The 17,360-nt window shown below is 67.7% G+C and carries 20 protein-coding genes, 2 tRNA genes, 2 other RNA genes and 1 pseudogene; 14 read left to right on the top strand and 11 right to left on the bottom strand.

The annotated features are described in order from the left end of the window. Positions 1 to 114: 114 nt before the first annotated feature. Positions 115 to 753 carry an N-acetylmuramoyl-L-alanine amidase gene (locus ACYX7E_RS16840; protein WP_462081753.1) on the bottom strand — a complete coding sequence of 213 codons (639 nt, stop codon included), beginning with the start codon at positions 751 to 753 and terminating at the stop codon, positions 115 to 117. Between the two features lie 22 nt (positions 754 to 775). Between ACYX7E_RS16840 and ACYX7E_RS16835 the strand changes: the two genes are divergently transcribed. The 4 genes from ACYX7E_RS16835 to ACYX7E_RS16820 all read left to right on the top strand — a co-directional run bounded on the left by ACYX7E_RS16835 (position 776) and on the right by ACYX7E_RS16820 (position 4,988). After that, positions 776 to 1,276, top strand: coding sequence for an MOSC domain-containing protein (locus tag ACYX7E_RS16835; protein ID WP_462081752.1), 501 nt, complete (start codon positions 776 to 778; stop codon positions 1,274 to 1,276). Beyond that, positions 1,273 to 1,803 (top strand): alpha/beta hydrolase, encoded by a 531-nt coding sequence (locus tag ACYX7E_RS16830; protein ID WP_462081751.1) that lies wholly within the window; start codon positions 1,273 to 1,275, stop codon positions 1,801 to 1,803. The genes ACYX7E_RS16835 and ACYX7E_RS16830 overlap by 4 nt, the downstream gene beginning before the upstream one ends. Positions 1,804 to 1,850: 47 nt before the next feature. Next, positions 1,851 to 3,989 carry a bifunctional 23S rRNA (guanine(2069)-N(7))-methyltransferase RlmK/23S rRNA (guanine(2445)-N(2))-methyltransferase RlmL gene (gene rlmKL / locus ACYX7E_RS16825; protein WP_462081750.1) on the top strand — a complete coding sequence of 713 codons (2,139 nt, stop codon included), beginning with the start codon at positions 1,851 to 1,853 and terminating at the stop codon, positions 3,987 to 3,989. Positions 3,990 to 4,115: 126 nt separating this feature from the next. Then, on the top strand, positions 4,116 to 4,988 hold the full coding sequence (locus ACYX7E_RS16820; protein ID WP_462081749.1) for a pirin family protein: 873 nt from the start codon (positions 4,116 to 4,118) through the stop codon (positions 4,986 to 4,988). Positions 4,989 to 5,151: 163 nt separating this feature from the next. On the opposite strand, the gene aqpZ is transcribed toward ACYX7E_RS16820, so the two are convergent. The 5 genes from aqpZ to ACYX7E_RS16795 all read right to left on the bottom strand — a co-directional run bounded on the left by aqpZ (position 5,152) and on the right by ACYX7E_RS16795 (position 8,800). After that, entirely contained in the window at positions 5,152 to 5,880 is a 729-nt protein-coding gene (gene aqpZ / locus ACYX7E_RS16815; protein WP_462081758.1) for an aquaporin Z, read from the bottom strand. Between the two features lie 110 nt (positions 5,881 to 5,990). Continuing rightward, positions 5,991 to 6,434, bottom strand: coding sequence for a hypothetical protein (locus ACYX7E_RS16810; RefSeq protein ID WP_462081748.1), 444 nt, complete (start codon positions 6,432 to 6,434; stop codon positions 5,991 to 5,993). A gap of 110 nt (positions 6,435 to 6,544) precedes the next feature. Continuing rightward, the gene (locus ACYX7E_RS16805) at positions 6,545 to 7,405 is read right to left on the bottom strand and encodes a pirin family protein (RefSeq protein WP_462081747.1); all 861 of its coding nucleotides are present in this window, start codon (positions 7,403 to 7,405) and stop codon (positions 6,545 to 6,547) included. 193 nt (positions 7,406 to 7,598) lie between these two features. Then, positions 7,599 to 8,144 (bottom strand): DNA-deoxyinosine glycosylase, encoded by a 546-nt coding sequence (locus ACYX7E_RS16800; protein ID WP_462081746.1) that lies wholly within the window; start codon positions 8,142 to 8,144, stop codon positions 7,599 to 7,601. Positions 8,145 to 8,269: 125 nt separating this feature from the next. Continuing rightward, complete coding sequence (locus ACYX7E_RS16795; protein WP_462081745.1) at positions 8,270 to 8,800, bottom strand: SixA phosphatase family protein; 531 nt, start codon at positions 8,798 to 8,800, stop codon at positions 8,270 to 8,272. Positions 8,801 to 9,181: 381 nt separating this feature from the next. Here ACYX7E_RS16795 and ACYX7E_RS16790 point away from each other — a divergent pair, with 381 nt between their 5' ends. Further along, a complete protein-coding gene (locus tag ACYX7E_RS16790) occupies positions 9,182 to 9,751 on the top strand; it encodes a manganese efflux pump MntP (protein WP_462081744.1) in 570 nt (189 codons plus the stop codon). 108 nt (positions 9,752 to 9,859) lie between these two features. Next, a complete protein-coding gene (locus tag ACYX7E_RS16785; RefSeq protein ID WP_462081743.1) occupies positions 9,860 to 10,054 on the top strand; it encodes a hypothetical protein in 195 nt (64 codons plus the stop codon). 136 nt (positions 10,055 to 10,190) lie between these two features. Here the strand turns inward: ACYX7E_RS16785 and ACYX7E_RS16780 are convergent, their stop codons facing one another. Beyond that, positions 10,191 to 10,604, bottom strand: coding sequence for a DUF6165 family protein (locus ACYX7E_RS16780; RefSeq protein WP_462081742.1), 414 nt, complete (start codon positions 10,602 to 10,604; stop codon positions 10,191 to 10,193). 108 nt (positions 10,605 to 10,712) lie between these two features. On the opposite strand from ACYX7E_RS16780, the gene ACYX7E_RS16775 reads away from it, so the two are divergent. Together ACYX7E_RS16775 and ACYX7E_RS16770 are read left to right on the top strand one after the other, a co-directional pair. Further along, positions 10,713 to 10,803, top strand: a tRNA-Ser gene (locus ACYX7E_RS16775). A gap of 333 nt (positions 10,804 to 11,136) precedes the next feature. Then, complete coding sequence (locus ACYX7E_RS16770) at positions 11,137 to 11,400, top strand: hypothetical protein (RefSeq protein ID WP_462081741.1); 264 nt, start codon at positions 11,137 to 11,139, stop codon at positions 11,398 to 11,400. Between the two features lie 149 nt (positions 11,401 to 11,549). On the opposite strand, the gene ACYX7E_RS16765 is transcribed toward ACYX7E_RS16770, so the two are convergent. After that, entirely contained in the window at positions 11,550 to 12,617 is a 1,068-nt protein-coding gene (locus tag ACYX7E_RS16765; RefSeq protein WP_462081757.1) for a glycosyltransferase family 9 protein, read from the bottom strand. A gap of 28 nt (positions 12,618 to 12,645) precedes the next feature. Here ACYX7E_RS16765 and ACYX7E_RS16760 point away from each other — a divergent pair, with 28 nt between their 5' ends. The 6 genes and pseudogenes from ACYX7E_RS16760 to ACYX7E_RS16735 all read left to right on the top strand — a co-directional run bounded on the left by ACYX7E_RS16760 (position 12,646) and on the right by ACYX7E_RS16735 (position 16,604). Beyond that, positions 12,646 to 13,404: a 3-deoxy-D-manno-octulosonic acid kinase gene (locus tag ACYX7E_RS16760; protein WP_462081740.1), complete on the top strand. Its 759-nt coding sequence runs from the start codon at positions 12,646 to 12,648 to the stop codon at positions 13,402 to 13,404. After that, positions 13,404 to 14,207: an MBL fold metallo-hydrolase gene (locus ACYX7E_RS16755; RefSeq protein ID WP_462081739.1), complete on the top strand. Its 804-nt coding sequence runs from the start codon at positions 13,404 to 13,406 to the stop codon at positions 14,205 to 14,207. Before ACYX7E_RS16760 ends, ACYX7E_RS16755 begins: the two co-directional genes overlap by 1 nt. Next, a complete protein-coding gene (moaA, locus tag ACYX7E_RS16750; protein ID WP_462081738.1) occupies positions 14,204 to 15,238 on the top strand; it encodes a GTP 3',8-cyclase MoaA in 1,035 nt (344 codons plus the stop codon). Before ACYX7E_RS16755 ends, moaA begins: the two co-directional genes overlap by 4 nt. Before the next feature lie 72 nt (positions 15,239 to 15,310). Further along, positions 15,311 to 15,793, top strand: a pseudogene (gene moaC, locus ACYX7E_RS16745) (cyclic pyranopterin monophosphate synthase MoaC); the annotation flags it as partial. Positions 15,794 to 15,900: 107 nt separating this feature from the next. After that, entirely contained in the window at positions 15,901 to 16,143 is a 243-nt protein-coding gene (locus ACYX7E_RS16740) for a MoaD/ThiS family protein (protein WP_462081737.1), read from the top strand. After that, positions 16,140 to 16,604, top strand: a complete 465-nt coding sequence (locus ACYX7E_RS16735) for a molybdenum cofactor biosynthesis protein MoaE (protein ID WP_462081736.1) — start codon at positions 16,140 to 16,142, stop codon at positions 16,602 to 16,604. The genes ACYX7E_RS16740 and ACYX7E_RS16735 overlap by 4 nt, the downstream gene beginning before the upstream one ends. Before the next feature lie 301 nt (positions 16,605 to 16,905). Here ACYX7E_RS16735 and ffs (ACYX7E_RS16730) read toward each other — a convergent pair. The 3 genes from ffs (ACYX7E_RS16730) to ACYX7E_RS16720 all read right to left on the bottom strand — a co-directional run bounded on the left by ffs (ACYX7E_RS16730) (position 16,906) and on the right by ACYX7E_RS16720 (position 17,325). After that, an RNA gene (gene ffs / locus ACYX7E_RS16730) (signal recognition particle sRNA small type) lies at positions 16,906 to 16,982 on the bottom strand. 93 nt (positions 16,983 to 17,075) lie between these two features. After that, positions 17,076 to 17,172: signal recognition particle sRNA small type (gene ffs / locus ACYX7E_RS16725), an RNA gene on the bottom strand. A gap of 60 nt (positions 17,173 to 17,232) precedes the next feature. Then, positions 17,233 to 17,325: transfer RNA gene (locus ACYX7E_RS16720), tRNA-Ser, on the bottom strand. Positions 17,326 to 17,360 lie beyond the last annotated feature (35 nt).

The following is a 17,360-nucleotide window of genomic DNA, read 5'->3' as shown; positions in this document are numbered from 1 at the left end:
GTGGAGGCGGGGAGCGCCGGGGCAATGCTGCGACAGAGCTGGGGTCGACGGCCCGATTATAAAGTGGATGCCGGGGTTGCCGCCGACATCGCCGACATCGCCGGTGCCGCGCAGTCAGCGCAGGCGTTGCAGCGTGCTGGCCGCCAGCACCCGATCCCAGGGGAAACGGGGGCCGGGGTCGCGCTTGCGGCGCACCTTCAGGCCGGGATCGTCGCTGGCGGCGACCTCGTCGGTGTCGAGGTCCTCGTGGCCGGCGATCCAGCGCAGTGCCGGCAGGCGCACCTGCAGCACGTCCAGCCAGGCGACCAGGCTGGCGATCTGGAGGTCGGGATAGGCCTCGCCCGGTTGCTGGCAACGTGAATCCAGCCAGTCGGGATAGCGCCCGGTATTGACCAGCTCGATGCCGACCGAGCGCGGGTTGTAGCCGCGTACATGGTGGGCGATGCGGTCGGGCGGCACGTATTCGACGACGCTGCCGTCGCGGTCGATGTACCAGTGCCCGCTGTTGCCGGTACCCGAGCCCGCATACAGCACGCGTTCGCCATAACTGCGCGCGGTCGCCAGGTCGGGCAGCTCGGTGCAGTGGATCACCACCAGGTCGATCGCGTCGAGCGGACGCGCATCCAGTTGCGCCACGTAGGGCAGCGGTTGTAGGCGTGCGGTCGCCGTCGGGGCCTGTTGCGACGCGGCTTCGGGCGCCTGGTCAGGTGCGCGCGACCGCGCGGGATCGGCATTGAAAGGCGGTTGGCGCATGCGTCGATGCTAGCATTCCACCATGAGCACGACGTCGACCGGATCCGCGCAGCAGCGCCTGATCAAGCAATTTCCACGCAGCGGAGAAGTCCGCTGGATCGGCGTGCGTCCCGCCCGCGGCGTCAGCATGCGATCGCTGGCATCGGTGGCGGCCACCGCCGGCGCCGGCCTGGACGGCGACCGCTATCCCGGCGGCAGCGGCAAGCGCGGCGTCACCCTGATCCAGGCCGAGCACCTGCCGGTCATCGCGGCCCTGAGCGGGCACGCCCAGGTCGAGCCGGCGACGCTGCGGCGCAACCTGGTGGTGTCGGGCATTCCGCTGGTGGCCCTGAAGGGGCAGCGTTTCCGCATCGGCGAAGTGCTGCTGGAAGGCACCGACGACTGCGATCCCTGCGCGATGATGGAAGCCGCGCTGGGTCCCGGCGGCTACAACGCGATGGTCGGCATGGGCGGACTGTGCGCCCGCGTGATCGAGGGTGGACTGCTGCAGGTCGGCGCCCCGCTGACATGGGTGGCGTCATGAGCCTGCGCGGTCATTGCATCCTGTCGCATGGTTTCGAGAGCGGTCCCGATGCCACCAAGGTGACCGCGCTGGCGGAGGTCGCCGAGCGCCTGGGCTGGAGCCACGAACGCCCGGACTACACCGACCTGGATGCCCGCCGCGAGGTCAGCGACCTCGGCGACGTGCCCGCACGGGTCGCGCGTCTGCTCGGACTGGCGCAGGCCGCCGCCGCGCGCGGTCCGGTGCTGCTGGCCGGCTCCAGCCTGGGCGCGTGGATTTCAGGGCGGGTGTCGCAGCAGGTCGCGGTCGAAGGCCTGTTCCTGATGGCACCGCCGATCCGCATGGGCTCGGCGCCGCCGTTCGAGGCGGCCGATGTCCCGGTCAGCATCATCCATGGCTGGCACGACGAGCTGATCCCGGTGCAGCACGTGGTCGAATGGGCGCTGCACAGGCAGGCTTCGTTGCTGCTGGTCAACGATTCGCATCGCCTGTCCGATCACGTCGCCGCGTCGGCAAGCGCCTTCGCCGCATTGCTGGGCCGGCTTTGAACACCGCCGCCGACCGCCCTGGCCCACACCCCGAGACTGCATCGCCAATGAAGCTTTTCGTCAGCTGCGCAAAGGGGCTGGAATACCTGCTGGCCGATGAACTCGCCGCGCTCGGGTTCGCGCGCGCCACCGCGACCATGGCCGGCGTCAATGCCGAAGGCACGCTGCAGGACGCGCAGCGCGCGGTGCTGTGGTCGCGACTGGCCAGCCGCGTGCTGTGGCCGATCGCCGAATACGCCTGCGACGACGAACAGATGCTCTATGACGGCGCCCGCGCCGTGGACTGGGAGCAGCACCTCGACCCGACGATGACGCTGGCGATCGATGCGCACGTCTCCGGCGACGGCATCACCCACGCGCGCTTTGCCGCGCTGCGGGTCAAGGACGCCGTGGTGGATGCCCTGCGCGAAAGCACCGGCGTGCGTCCCGACATCGATACCGAATCGCCCGACCTGCGGCTGAACCTGGTGGTGCGCCGTGGCCGCGCGATCGTGTCGATCGATCTTGGCGGCGGGCCCTTGCACCGGCGTGGCTGGCGGCGCGCGCAGGGCGAGGCGCCGCTGAAGGAAAACCTGGCGGCGGCCGTGCTGATGCGTGGCGGCTGGCTGCAACGCTATGCCGACGGCGGCCAATTGATCGACCCGATGTGCGGCAGCGGCACCTTGCTGATCGAAGGCGCGCTGATGGCGGCCGACGTCGCACCAGGCCTGTTGCGGCATGGCGACCGGCTGCCGTCGCGTTGGCGCGGCTTCGATGTCGAGGGCTGGCACGCGCTGCGCGAGGAGGCGATGCGCCGCGAACGCGCCGGACGCGACGCCTTGCGACTGGCGTTCGACGGCAGCGACCTCGATCCGCATGCGATCCGTGCCGCGCGCGAGAACGCGACGGCGGCCGGCCTGCGCGACATGATCGGTTTCGATGTCCGCGACCTGACCGCGTTGCCTGCGGTGGATCCGCAACGGCCTGCCGGCCTGGTGGTGTGCAACCCGCCCTACGACGCGCGCCTTGCCGCCGATGCCGCGCTGTACCGCGCGCTGGGCCAGACCCTGCAGCGCGCCTTGCCGCACTGGAAGGCCAGCCTGTTGTGCGGAGATGCCGAGCTTGCCTATGCAACCGGTCTGCGTGCGAAGAAGACCTACCAGCTGTTCAACGGCGCGATCGAATGCACGCTGCTGGTCTGCGATCCGCTGCAGCCGCCGCAACGCGTGTCGACCACGCCGCGCGAGCTGTCGGAAGGCGCGCAGATGGTCGCCAACCGCCTGCGCAAGAACCTCAAGAAGCTCAAGTCCTGGCGCGAACGCGAAGGCATCGACGCCTTTCGCGCCTATGACGCCGACATTCCCGAGTACTCGGCGGCGGTCGACGTGTATGTCGAAGCCGATACACGCGAGACCTGGCTGCACGTGCAGGAATACGCGGCGCCCGCGGAAATCCCCGAGGCCGTCACCCGCAAGCGTTTCGGCGACGTGCTGGCCGGTGTGGCCGATGTGTTCGGCGTGCCGCGCGAGCGCATCGCGGTCAAGACCCGTACGCGCGGCAAGGGCGGCAGCAAGTACGGCAGGTTCTCCCAGCGCAACGAATTCATCCACGTCCGCGAAGGCGATGTCCGCGTCCGCGTGAACCTGTTCGACCATCTCGATACCGGCCTGTTCCTCGACCATCGGCCGCTGCGCCTGCGCATCGCCGAGGACGCCGGCGATACCCGTTTCCTGAACCTGTTCGCCTATACCGGCGTCGCGACCTTGCACGCCGCCGCCGGTGGTGCGCGCGCGACCACGACCGTCGACCTGTCAGGGACCTACCTGCAGTGGTGCGCCGACAACCTGCGTGAGAACGGCCATGCCGGTGGCCGGCATACCCTGGTGCAGGCGGACGCGATGCAGTGGCTGCTGGCCGAGCGGAGCGAGTTCGATCTGATTTTCTGCGATCCGCCGACGTTCTCCAACTCGGCGCGCGCCAAGGATTTCGACATCCAACGCGAGCACGTCGCCCTGCTGCAGGCGGCCGTGGCCAGGCTGGCGCGCGGTGGCGTGCTGTATTTCTCCAACAATTTCCGCCGCTTCCGACTCGATGCCGAGGCGGTGGCGGCGTTCGCCGATTGCCAGGAGATCAGTGCGCAGACGATCCCGGTCGACTTCGAGCGCAACCCGCGCATCCACCGCGCCTGGCGGCTGACGCGACGTTGAGCCGCAGGCCGGCGCCCGGCCTGCCGCCCACCTGCGCGGCGTAACCTTGCGTTCCATCGGTGGCGATGGTGGCGCCTGGCGCGCGGCCGCATGTTGTCGGGGTTCATCGATTCCCAGGAGCCTGTCATGACCGCTGTTGTCCCCAGCTACGCCCGCATCGCCCGCAAGATCCGCGGCAGCGCCGCCTCCGATGGCGCCGGCGTCAAGCTGACGCGCGTGATCGGCGGCCATGAACTGCCAGACCTGGATCCGTTCCTGTTGCTCGACGAGTTCGGTACCGATCGCGCCGAGGATTACCTGGCGGGTTTTCCGGATCATCCGCATCGCGGTTTCGAGACCGTGACCTACATGCTCGATGGCCGCATGCGCCATCGCGACAACCACGGCAACGAGGGCCTGCTGGTGCCCGGCAGCGTGCAGTGGATGACCGCCGGCCGTGGCCTGGTCCATTCGGAAATGCCCGAGCAGCAGGAAGGCCGGATGCGCGGCTTCCAGCTGTGGGTCAACCTGCCTGCCAAGGACAAGATGAGCGACCCGCAGTACCAGGAGTTTCCGCCGGAGCAGTTGCCGGTGGCGACGCCTGCGCAGGGCGTGCAGGTCAAGCTGATCGCGGGTGAGGTCGTGGCCGCCGACGGCAGCCTCGTGCGTGGCCCGATCGTGCAGCCGGCGACCGCGCCGGTCTATCTCGACATCACCCTGGCGCCCGGCGCGACCTGGTCCTATGGCTTGCCCGACGGCCACAACGCGTTCGCCTATGCCTTCGAAGGCGCGCTCGAGATCGGCGAGGGTGAGGATGCGCGCGGACTGTCCGCGCAGGAACTGGCCGTGCTGGGCAGTGGCGATCTGCTGCAACTGCGTGCCGGCGATGCCGGTGCCAGGCTGATCCTGGTGGCGGGTCGTCCGTTGCGCGAACCGGTGGTGCGCCACGGTCCGTTCGTGATGAACAGCAAGCAGGAAATCATGCAGGCGTTCGTCGATTTCCAGGAAGGCCGTTTTTGAAACACGGGCCTGGATGACAGGCCTGCGTCACGCCTCCCGGCGCAGCTCGTCGCCAGGGGTGTACCCAGCTCGGCACCCAGTTCCGCGCAGAAAAGAAGAAAAAAAGCACGCCCCCGTCGGGGCGTGCTTTTCCGTCATGCAGACGCGGCGTGCGGATGCGACGTCAGCGCGGCTGGTCGGTGCTGCCCAGCCACTTGTAGGCGATGCCGCCGATCATGCCGCCCAGGATCGGCGCGAGCCAGAACAGCCACAGCTGATTCACCGCGCCCGCGCCCGCGAACAACGCGACGCCGGTGGAGCGCGCCGGATTCACTGAGGTATTGGTGACCGGGATGCTGATCAGATGGATCAGGGTCAGGCCGAGGCCGATCGCGATCGGTGCAAATCCTGCCGGCGCCAGCTTGTGCGTTGCGCCCATGATGATCAGCAGGAACACCGCCGTCAGCACCACCTCGATCAGGAAGGCCGCTGCGACCGAATAGCCGCCTGGCGACAGCGCACCGTAGCCGTTGCTGGCGAAGGCGCCGGCTGCGGTCGGGTCGATGGCGAATGTGGGACTGCCGCTGGCGATCTGGAACAGGATCCAGCCCGCGAAGATCGCCCCCAGCACCTGGGCGACGATGTAGGGCAACAGATCCTTCGCCGGGAAGCGACCGCCGGCCCAGAGGCCGAAGCTCACCGCCGGATTGAAGTGTCCGCCGGAGATGTGGCCGAACGCGTAGGCACCGGTCAGCACCGTCAGGCCGAACGCCAGTGCGACCCCGAGGAAGCCGATCCCCAGCGGATTGCCGTCGCCCCCGAAATTCGCAGCCAGCACCGCGCTGCCACACCCCCCCAGGACCAGCCAGAACGTGCCGAGGAACTCGGCCGCGAGTTTCTTGATCATGCGTATTTCCCCTTTGCTTGAGTCAGGCCCGAGGGCCGTTGGAAAAGCCTGATGATCGTCATGCTTTCGCTGTTTGAAAATCGTTAAACGCGGTCTGACGGGCGATGGCGCCCGGGTTATTGGCTACCCACCCTGGCGTCTGCGAACTGCAGGCCCTCGGCGGTCTGCCGGATCTGCGCGAGTTCGGCCTCGGAGGAGGCGCGCAGGATGATGTGGGCGACCCGCTCGCGGTCCAGTTCGAGCAGGGCCTCGCGGATCATCGCCTGTGGCTGGAAGGGGTCTTGTCCGGCGTACCAGCGCACGTCCTGGCCGTCGATGACCGAGGCTTCCGCGCGCTGGCTGCGGCTCGGCTTGAACGCGGCATCGGCACTGATGCGGACGGCGAACGCCTGCTGGCCGTCGTCGCGCATGGCCTTGCAGAACAGGAAGCCGGGGCCATCGATGCGTTCCCAGGTCAGGTCAGATCCTGCCGGCAGGGCCGGGCAGGCGGCGCGCGCCTGTGCGGGCACGGCCAACAACGGCAACGCCGCAAACAGCGGCAGCAGCGTCAGGATTCTCATCGATGTCCCCAGTTCGGCACGTTCTGCACGATGGATGGAGCACCCGGCAGGGGCGCGTCCAGCAGTCGGCTAGGGATACCCGCTGGGTGCCCGCCGTGCCGTGACTGCAGTCACCGTTCCGGCAAGGGGATGAACTCGGGATCGCCCTCGATCTGGCCGAAGCGGCCTTCGAGCCAATCCTGCTTGGCCTGTTCGATGCGTTCCTTCGAGGACGACACGAAGTTCCACCACAGGTGGCGGGGGCCATCGAGGGGCTCGCCGCCGAACAGCATCGCCTTCAACGGCGTCTTGGCCCGCAGGATCGCCGGTGAGCCCGGATCGAGCACCAGCAGGTGACGGTTGGGCACGTCGACGCCATCGAGCTGGGCCTCGCCATCGAGGATGTAGAGCGCACGTTCCGGGTGCGAGGGGGCGATGACGGTCTCCGCGTCGGGCGCCAGGTCCAGCGCCACGTTCAAGGTATCGGCGAACACGCGCACCGGCGATTCCTCGCCGTCGCTGCGGCCGGCAATGATCCGCGCGAGCACACCCTTGCGTTCGATCCTCGGAAGCGTCGCCGCGGCATGGTGGTGGAACGCCGGAGCGGTTTCCTCGTGCGCCTTCGGCAGCGCGACCCAGGTCTGCATGCCGTGCAGCGGATGCCCGTCTTCGCGCTGGATCGTCGGCGTGCGTTCGGAATGGGCGATGCCGCGTCCCGCGGTCATCCAGTTGACGTCGCCGGGATGGATGTCTTGCCGCGAGCCCAGGGTGTCGCGATGGCCGATCGCGCCGGACCACAGGAAGGTCACCGTGGCCAGCCCGATATGCGGATGCGGGCGCACGTCGATGCCGCTGCCGGGTTCGAACACGGCCGGCCCCATGTGGTCGACGAACACGAACGGACCGATGCTGCGCGCCTGCAGGGTCGGCACGGCGCGACGGACCTGCAGTCCGCCGATGTCGTGGACGCGGGGGGCGATGATCGTGGTCATGGCAGGCTTCCGGTTCGGTGGCGAAGGCGCAGGATGGCACGCATGGCGTCGATCGATCGAGCGGTCCGGGAAACGGATCGTTCCGGCATCCGGCGGCGTGGTTGCGCGTGGCCGCCCAGGCCCGCCCACATGCCAGCTCGGGCCGCTCGCGCCGCTCGTGCGCAGCCGTAGGGGGCGCTTGGCCGGGACAGGTTCAGCGCAGGCGGCGCGCGTCTCCGTTCTGCAGCGCTGCGGTCACTGCACGCCAGGCCTCGAGTTTGTCCCCGAATCCGCGCGCGGCGTGCGCGGGGCTGGTCGACGGCAGCCGGTGCAAGGCAGGCATGCGCGGCAATGCGTTCAACGTCGGCAGCACGTGCCGGCGGAACGCGGTCTCGGCCGCGGCACCGTTGAAGAACACACTGTGGATCGCCGCATGCGCTTCGAGGAAGCCGACGATGTCGTTCGCGACCACGCTGCTGCTGTCGATGCGCGCGTCCAGGCTGCCGGGCCGCACGCACGAGGCCATGACATCCCACAGCGCGATGCGTGCGCCCTGCAATGCCAGCAGTCGGTCGGGATACGGCAATGCGGCATCGGCACCGACCAGAGCGCCCATGATCGGCCAGAACTGGTTGCGCGGATGCGCGTAGTAACGCACGGCTGCTAATGAGGCCGTCCCGGGCATGCTGCCGAGGATCAGCACCTGCGCATCGGCACGCGCTGCGGGCGGGAAACTCTGGACGGGCGTTGTTGCTGGCATGCGGGAACCGGTTCCGGGGGGCGCGCTTCAGCGTGGCATGCGCGGTGTCGAGCGCGTGCATGGCCGGCATCGCGTGACTGCGTTGGCCGCGCGCCGGTACATGCCTTGCATGCCAACCAGCGAGGTCACGGCATCTGCAACGCGCGCAGCCGCGGCGGCTGGCCCGCGCCGACCTCGACCTCATACAGCTGGTCGTAGACCGCGTCGTCCATGTCCGGCACCGGACACTGACAGAGCGCGGACACGATCGCCGGCACGGTGTTGCTGTGTCCGGCGATCAGCACGCTGCCGTTGGCATGGTCGCGTTGCAGTTGCGCGGCAAACACGCCGGCATCCACCGCAGCATCGTAGGTCGTGATCGCAACCGCATGCGCGGTGGCGGTCGGCTCGACGGTCTGCTGCGTCCTGCGATAGCCCGAGGCATACGCCGCGACGATGTCGCGAGCGGCCATCCGCTGGGCAAGCCGTTGTGCCCTGGCATGGCCTTGCGCGCTCAGGTCCGGATCGCGCGCGGTATCGCTGGCCTTCTCGGCGTGGCGGACCACGATGAAGGTGCTGGTCGGCGCCGTCGATAACGACTGCGCCAAGGCCTCCATGGCCGCTCCGCAGGCAAGGCCCGCGAGCAGGCTGGTGGTGATCAGGATGTGTGTACGCATGCGCGCACTGTAAGCCATGCCGGGCGGGTGCAGATATGCCGGCAAACACGCGTCTCAAGGCTCGCCATATAGCCGCCGCTATATTTGTTTGTGTCGACGTGCATTGTTCGCCCGGTCTTTCCGTGCAGCCGGAAACAGCTGTTTTTGCAGGTGCGCGGTTACAATTCGTCCCGCACATCGTGCTTCTGCCGATGCGTATCCTCTCTGGGGAGTAGCCTGCGTCCGGTTCGCGGACGCGCATCCGTCAACATGCTTGGCCTGCACCGGCCATGGCGGACGCAACCACTCGGTTGGCGAGACCAGCGGGCAATCGGCGTGGCCACGGTCGGGCGCGTCGGCTGCTTGTCTGTCCGCAAGCCCCGACCGCCGAACCCCCTGCAGATGAATCCTGTTTCGATGTTGTTGCTTGGGCTGGCCATGTCCACCGACGCGTTTGCCGCGGCGCTGGGCAAGGGTGCAGCGATGTCACGACCGCGCTGGTCGCAGGCCTTGCGCGTCGGCCTGATCTTCGGCGTGGTCGAAGCGATCACGCCAGCGATCGGATGGTTGCTCGGCTACGCCGCCTCGAGCTACATCGAAGCCTGGGATCACTGGATCGCCTTCGGCCTGCTGTCGCTGCTGGGACTGCACATGATCTGGAAGTCGCTGGCGGCCGATGCCGACCAAGCGCCGGCCGAGGGCCTGCGCGGTGGCACGTTCGCGGTCGCACTGACCGGTCTGGCGACCAGCATCGACGCGATGGCGGTCGGCGTGGGTTTGGCCTTCGTCGACGTCAGCATCGTGGCCGTGGCCCTCGTCATCGGTCTGTGCACCTTTGGCATGGTCACGCTGGGCGTCATGGCCGGCCGCGTGCTCGGCACGCTGATCGGGAAACGCGCGGAAATGCTGGGCGGCCTGGTCCTGATCGCGGTCGGTGCGACGATCCTCTACGAGCACCTCTCGGCGACATGAGGCGACAGCGCTGGCGTCTGCCGGGCCTCACCCAGGTTTTCGCCCGCCTTCACGATGCGCCGACGGCCGTCTGTTCAGGATGGACGGTGCGGAACCGAGGGCAGGTACATGGGCAGATGGCTGCGCGACAGGAAGGGGCGGGAGGTCAGGCTGGCACCGGATTTCGATCTGGTCGAGAACGTGCTGCACGCCGACGGTGTCCCGCTGCTCAGGCTGGAATCACCGGACAACATGGATCCGATGATTTTCCAGGCCATATCCCGCGCACAACGCGAGCTGGCAGGCGCCGAGGCAGAGGCCTGACGAAGGGGAGCGGTAGTTCCGGTAGTTCAAGGATCGAGGCCGCCTGAAGATCATTCGGGCGTATGGCGCGCTTGCTGCCTGCTAGCCCTGCGATGCCGGGGCTGTCCGGTGACGCGACCGGGAGGCCTTGGCGCCATCAGCTCTTCGAGGACTGCCCGGCCCGGTAGTCCTGGTAGGACTTCTCTTCGACATAGCTCGAGCCCAGCGCCAGGTTGATCTCTTTCTTGATCCGGGCACGCTCGTCGTTCTCGAAATAGACGCTGCGCGCCAGCGCCACGAAGGCCTCGTCGAAGGCGCCGGCCTTCTCTTTGAGGCGGATATCGTCTTCGATGACCCACAGGCGCTCGTTGACGGCCTTGAGCTGGGCGCGCAACTGCACGATGTCGCGTCCGGCGGCGGGGTGCACCATCCAGGTGTTTTCGAGCGCGGTCAGCTCATTGCGGACGTTCGTCAGCTTGGCGGCGTCGCTCATGCGCTCGGATTTGATCTGCAGGATGGCGATCTTGTCGAGCAGTTCGCCAAAGGACACGGGCACGGAAATCTCGGACATGGCGGGCTTCGTGAAAAAAGAGGCACCCAGTGTACCCGCCCGCCTTGTCGGTCAGCCTTCGCCCCCGTATGATTGCGCCCCCGGTGTTCATTCGCCGGGACCGCACACGGAGAGGTGGCAGAGCGGTTGAATGTACCTGACTCGAAATCAGGCAGGCGTTTATAGCGCCTCGGGGGTTCGAATCCCCCCCTCTCCGCCAGATACGCAAAGCGCCCCCTCGTGGGGCGTTTTGCGTATCTGGGCATGCGGGCGGATGAGAAGTCCCGCCGGGGTTCGACAGATCGGCAGGATGCCGATCTGCACGGCCCGCGCCGAGTAGCGATCGGACTGCCTCGGAGAGGAGAGGGCGATGATCAAGTGATTGATCGATAAGGTGGTTGCCGGGATGGTCGGGATGGGGAGCTTCCGCCAGGTCCAACCGATCCCGTGCGCGATCCTGATTCCGGGGTTTTTCGCTTTTCGGACCCTCTGGCGTCACATGGAGCGCACAGCCGCTGCCGCATCGTGACTGGCAGCCAACTGGAGCAGGGCCATGGACAGTCGGGTTCGAGCAACGCTGATGCTGATCTCTGGTCAGATCGCAGCGATTGGCGTCGCCCTGAATCGACTGATCGTGCGGTCATCGAATCGTGGCGCGACGGAAGCCGACATCGCCCGCTCGATCAATCGGGTGGCAGACGATGCAGAGGAAGAGGGCTCAACCGACCGGAAAAATGTAGCGAAGGGACTCCGGGAGCAACTGAACCTCATGGTCGGGCCGGATCGCCATAACGATGAGAACTCCTCCCCTCATTGAAACGGGGTGTAGCGCCTCGACGGCAGGATGCCATTGATTTCGGTGATTCAGATCCTGGACGCAGGTTCGCTGGCTCACATCACCTGTCTTCGTCCTTTCGGTCATCACCCTGTCCAGGGTGGTCGGCCTGAACCTGCGCGCGGTTGGCCTCAGACCGGGCGACTGCCGTGATTGGCGACATAGCGCTCGAATGCGGCGATCGCGTCGTCCACGGTGACCAGGGCCATGACGTCGTCGAATTCGATCTTGGTGCCCCATTTCAGCGCCGTCGCCGGCACGTTGCGGAACTTGCGCGCGGCGTCGTCGTAGCGGTCCACGCAGTAGCGCAGGTCGGAGTAGGGACCACTGCGCACGGGGTTGCTGGCCGCGTGCAGGCCCAGCACCCGGGTCCCCATCGCATTGGCGATGTGCATCGGACCGGAATCGGGGGTCATCACCAGGTCCGCGCGGGCCAGCAGGGCAGGGAGCTGCTTCAGGGTGTCCTTGCCGACCAGGTCCAGGGCCGGGGCCCGCATCGCCGCCAGGATCGCGTCGCTGGTGTCGCGTTCGAGCTGGCTGCGGCCCCCGCACAGCACGATCCGCCAGCCGCGCGCGGCGGCATGGTCGGCCACCGCGGCGTAGCGGTCGGGGTACCAGTTGCGGCGCACATGGCTGGAGCAGGGGGAAATGACCAGCGTCGGCTGGCCGTCGTCCGGCCATTGCGCGTGCGCCCAGGCATGCGCATCCACGGGCACCGGCATCGTCCAGACGACATCGCGCTGCACCAGCCCCAATGGCTCGCAGAAGCTGCCGATGGCGTCCAGCACATGGATGCCGGGCCGGTCGGGGATGCGTTCGTTGATGAACAGCCCATGCAGGTCCTTCGACCGCGCGCGGTCGTAGCCGACGCGCCTGCGCGCAGGGATGAAGCCCGACAGCAGGTTCGCGCGGGCCGCCACTTGCATCTGCAGCAGCACGTCGAAGCGCCCGCCCGCCAGGCGTCGCTTGAGGTCGGCGCGCAGTGCGCGCATGCCGGCCAGTCCGCTCTTCTTGTCGTAGACGACCAGTTCCACGTCCTTCAGCCCGTCCAGCAGGCGCTGTTCGCCCTTGCCGATGACCCAGGTCAGCGCGACCTCCGGCCAGGCCGAGCGCAAGGTGTGGATCAGCGGCAGCACGTGGGTGACGTCGCCCAGCGCGGACAGCCGCAGCAGGCAGATCGAACGCGGCGGTTGGGGCAGGTTGCTCAAGGCTTGTTAGACTCTTTGGATGGTCGCGTTCGACGCCACTGAAAGCCTGACGCCGTTCCACGATCCTCGTGGAAGCGGGGAGTATGGCGCGATTCTGTTCGACGCCACGCAGCTGCGGCAAGTCGATCCGCGCTGGTTCGATCCCGAGCAGTGGGGCGCGCGTGCGCAGCAGGTCAGCGGCAGTGGGCGGGGCGGGGCCTGGTTCATCGATGCCAGCCATGGTCCCTGCGTGCTGCGCCAGTACCTGCGTGGGGGTCTGGTGGCGAACTTCAGCCGCGAACGCTACCTTTGGCAGGGTGCGCACAAGGTCCGCAGCTTCGCCGAGTTCCGGCTGTTGCGCGAGCTGCTGAAGCTGCGCCTGCCGGTGCCGCAGCCGATCACCGCCTGTTACCTGCGCAACGGCCTGAGCTACCGCGCCTGGATCCTGATCGAACGCCTGGTCGACGTGACCTCGCTGGCCGAGCTTGCGGCGCAGTCGCAGGGCGAGGGCGTCTGGGGCGACACCGGCCGGCTGATCGCGCGCTTCCATCGCGCCGGCCTGGATCATGCCGACCTCAATGCCCACAACATCCTGTTCGACGCCAGCGGAAAGGGCTGGATCATCGATCTCGATCGGGGCCAGTTGCGCATCCCGGAGACCAGATGGCGCGAGGGCAACCTGGCCCGCCTCAAGCGCTCGCTGCTGAAATTGCGCGGATCGCGCCCGACCGAAGCGGTCGAAGACGACTTCAGGCTGCTGCGCGAGGCCTACGACGCCTACTGGGCGAAGGGGTTCTGATGTCCTGGGCCCTGCGCTTCCATGGTGTCGGCAATGCCTCGGCGACCGAACTCGGATCGCCGATGGCGACAATCGAGCGCGACGGCGCGCCGTGGTTGACGATCGACTGCGGCAATGAAGGCCTGAGCGCCTGCCTGCAGCGCTACGGCGCACCGCCGGATGCACTGTTCATTACCCATACCCATCTCGACCACGTCGGCGGGTTCGAGCGTCTGTTTGTCGCCAACTATTTCGATCCGGCGCGCCGTGGCCGCACCCGGCTCTATGTGCCGGCCAGCGTCGTGCCGCTGCTGCACCAGCGCGTCGGTGCGTATCCCAATGTGCTGGCCGAGGGCGGCGCGAACTTCTGGGACGCCTTCCAGCTGATCGCAGTTGGCGATGCCTTCTGGCACGACGGCGTGCGTCTCGAGGTTTTCCCGGTGCGCCACCATTGGCCGGACTCCGCCTATGGCCTGCGCCTGCCCGGCAGCCTGCTGTGGAGCGGGGACACCCGGCCGATTCCTGAAATGCTGCGCAAGTACGCGGCCGAAGACGAGCTGATCGCGCACGACTGCGGCCTGCATGGCAATCCCTCGCACAGCGGCATCGACGACCTGGAGCGTGAGTACCTGCCGCAATGGTTGCAGCGCTGCGTGCTGTACCACTACGCCAGCGCTGCCGATGGCGACGCATTGCAGGCGCGCGGCTACCGGATCGCGCGCCAGCACGACCTGTTGCCTTTGAAGGCGCCGACATCCGCGATGGATGCGACGACCACGGGTCCCCCCTCCGCGGAACATCCCTCAGCGGAGCCGGCGACATGAACGCGCTGACGGATCCCGGACTGCATGCGGCCTCGCTGCCGTTGGACCGGCTGGGCCGCCCCTTGCGCGATCTGCGGCTGTCGGTGATCGAGGCCTGCAATTTCCGCTGCGGCTACTGCATGCCGGCCGACCGCGTGCCCGACGACTACGGCTTCGATGCCAGTGGCCGGCTGGGCTTCGACGAGATCGAAACCCTGGTGCGCGGCGCCGCCCGGCTCGGCGTGCACAAGCTGCGCATCACGGGTGGCGAGCCCCTGCTGCGCAAGGGATTACCGGAGTTGATCGAGCGGCTCGGCCGCGTGCCCGGTATCGACGACCTGGCGATGACCACCAACGGCAGCCTGCTGGCGCGCCACGCGCAGGCGCTGCGCGACGCCGGCCTGCGCCGGCTGACCGTCAGCCTGGATGCGCTGGATCCTGCGCTGTTCCATCGCCTGTCCGGCGGCCGTGGTCGCATTGGCGACGTGCTCGATGGCATTGCCGCGGCCGAGGCGGCGGGGTTCGCGTCGCTGAAGATCAACTGCGTGGTCCAGCGAGGCGTCAACGAGGCCCAGTTGTTCCCGCTGCTGGAACGCTTCCGCGGTAGCGGCCATGTGCTGCGCTTCATCGAGTACATGGACGTGGGCACCTGCAACGACTGGCAGGCCGCCGACGTGCTGACTTCGCGCCAGTTGCACGACCGCATCCACGCCCGTTGGCCGTTGCGCGCGCTGGACGGGAACTATCGCGGCGAAGTCGCCGAGCGCCACGCCTTCGTCGATGGCGCAGGCGAGATCGGCTTCGTCAGTTCGATCAGCAAGCCGTTCTGCGGCGACTGCCATCGCGCCCGCGTCTCCGCCGACGGCCGGCTGTATACCTGCCTGTTCGCCGGCGAAGGCCACGACCTGCGCCCCACGTTGCAGCACGGCGAACTGGCGCTGGCCGAGCACCTGTCCGGGCTGTGGACGCGCCGTGGCGACCGTTACAGCGAACTGCGCGGCAGCCCGGTGGCATCGCGCCGGCATGTCGAGATGTTCCTGGTGGGCGGTTGATGCGCAGCGGGTGTCCCGTGACTGCGATCCCGCCTCATCGCCCTTCGTTCCTCTTCAACAGAGATTGAGCCTTTGAGCAAGAAGACCCCGCCGTCATTGACCCATATCGACGCCGCCGGGCGGCCGACGATGGTCGATGTCTCCGCCAAGGCGGTGACCGCGCGCGTCGCGACCGCCGAATGCCGTGTGCGCTTCCCGGCGCCGGTGGCCGCGCAGTTGCATGCCTCGGGCCTGCGCAGCGCCAAGGGCGGCATCGTTGATACCGCGATCATCGCCGGCACGATGGCGGTCAAGCGCACGCATGAGCTGATCCCGTTCTGCCATCCGCTGCCGATCGACGGCGTGAACCTGGTCATCGATTGGCAGGGCGAGCGCGAACTGTCGATTTCATGCACCGTCCGCACCACGCATCGCACCGGCGTCGAGATGGAAGCGCTGACCGGTGCGACGGTGGCTGCGCTGACGGTCTACGACATGTGCAAGGCGCTGTCGCATGCGATCGTGCTCGGGCCGGCGAAGCTGGTGGGCAAGCGCGGCGGCAAGCGCGATGTCGGCGAGATCGTGCCTGCCGGGGCTGCGGTGGCTCCCGTCAAGGCGGATCGGGTCGCGAAGGCGAAGCCTGCTGCCAAGGCCGTCACAGCCGGACGCGCGGGCGCACGGCGATGACCACAGTCACCGTGCTCTATTTCGCCAGCCTGCGCGATGCGGCCGGCGTCGACAGCGAGATGCTGCAGACCGACGCCCTGGACCTGCAGGCCCTGTACCTCGAACTCCAGGCCAGGCATGGACTGGCGATGCCGCTGTCGCGGTTGCGCGTGGCTGTCGACGGCGCCTTCGCGTCCTGGCAGTCGCCCGTTAACGATGGCGCCGAGATCGCGTTCATCCCGCCGGTGTCGGGAGGATGAGCGGCATGAAACGTTTCTCGATCGCCGACGCGCCGTTCGATATCGCCCCCTTGCGTGCCTCGCTGCTCAATGCCCACGCCGGGGCCTACGCCAGCTTCGAAGGCTGGGTGCGCGACCATAACGATGGACGCAAGGTCGATGGGCTGCGGTACGAAGCCTATGTCGCGCTGGCAGAAACCGAAGGCGAACGCATCGTCGAGGAAGCCATCGCGCGTTTCGGGGTCGTCGATGCGCGCTGTGTGCATCGCATCGGCGACCTGGCGATCGGCGACCTCGCGGTCTGGGCGGGCGCCTCGGCCGCGCATCGCGGCACGACCTTCGATGCCTGTCGCTACATCGTCGACGAGGTCAAGCGCAGGGTGCCGATCTGGAAGCACGAGCGTTATCTGGACGGTGATGCCGGCTGGCTGCACCCGGAGCCGGCAGACGGCCAGCCTGGACCAGGTGCCGACGGACGTTGACGCTTCGCCGTGCCGCGCCGAGTGGACAGTCCCGTCGCGGCATGGCCTGACCCGTCGCCACGGGTACGCGCAATGAAGCGTCGCAGTTCACAGAATGTGTGAGGGGCAGAAGCGTGGCAGCCCCGCCAACTGACCGCGCCGAGTGGACAGTTCCGTCGTGGTACGGCCTGACCCGTCGTCACGGGCCCGCGCCAGTCGAACGCATCTGTGCCCATCGTGCCTGGCCCGTCGCCACGGGCCCATGCAAAGAAGTGCCGCTCTAAACGACGTAGCTTCGGCTAAAAGGGTGGCAGCCCCGCCAACTGACCTCGGCGCCCGCGTCAATCGATACCGTTGCTGCCTTCCGGCCCTGGCGGGATTTTCGATCGCGCCGAGTGGGCAGCCCCGTCGTGGCACGGCCTGACCCGTCGCCACGGGCCCATGCAAAGAAGTGCCGCTCTAAACGACGTAGCTTCGGCTAAAAGGGTGGCAGCCCCGCCAACTTGCCTCGGCGCCCGCGTCAATCGATACCGTTGCTGCCTTCCGGCCCTGGCGGGATTTTCGATCTAGCGTCGCGAGGGGCCGACGGGGCCGCCATAGACGTGCATCTTCAGGATGCGGCGGCCCATGAGGGGACGCTTTGTGGAATTGGCGGAGAGAGGGGGATTCGAACCCCCGAAGCGCGGTTTAGACGCTTACACACTTTCCAGGCGTGCTCCTTCAACCACTCGGACACCTCTCCGCTGGACCCGACCGACGCTTGCGCGGCGATCAGGG

The organism is Luteimonas sp. RIT-PG2_3, assembly GCF_054902115.1.
This window is presented reverse-complemented; position numbering and strand designations above follow the sequence as displayed.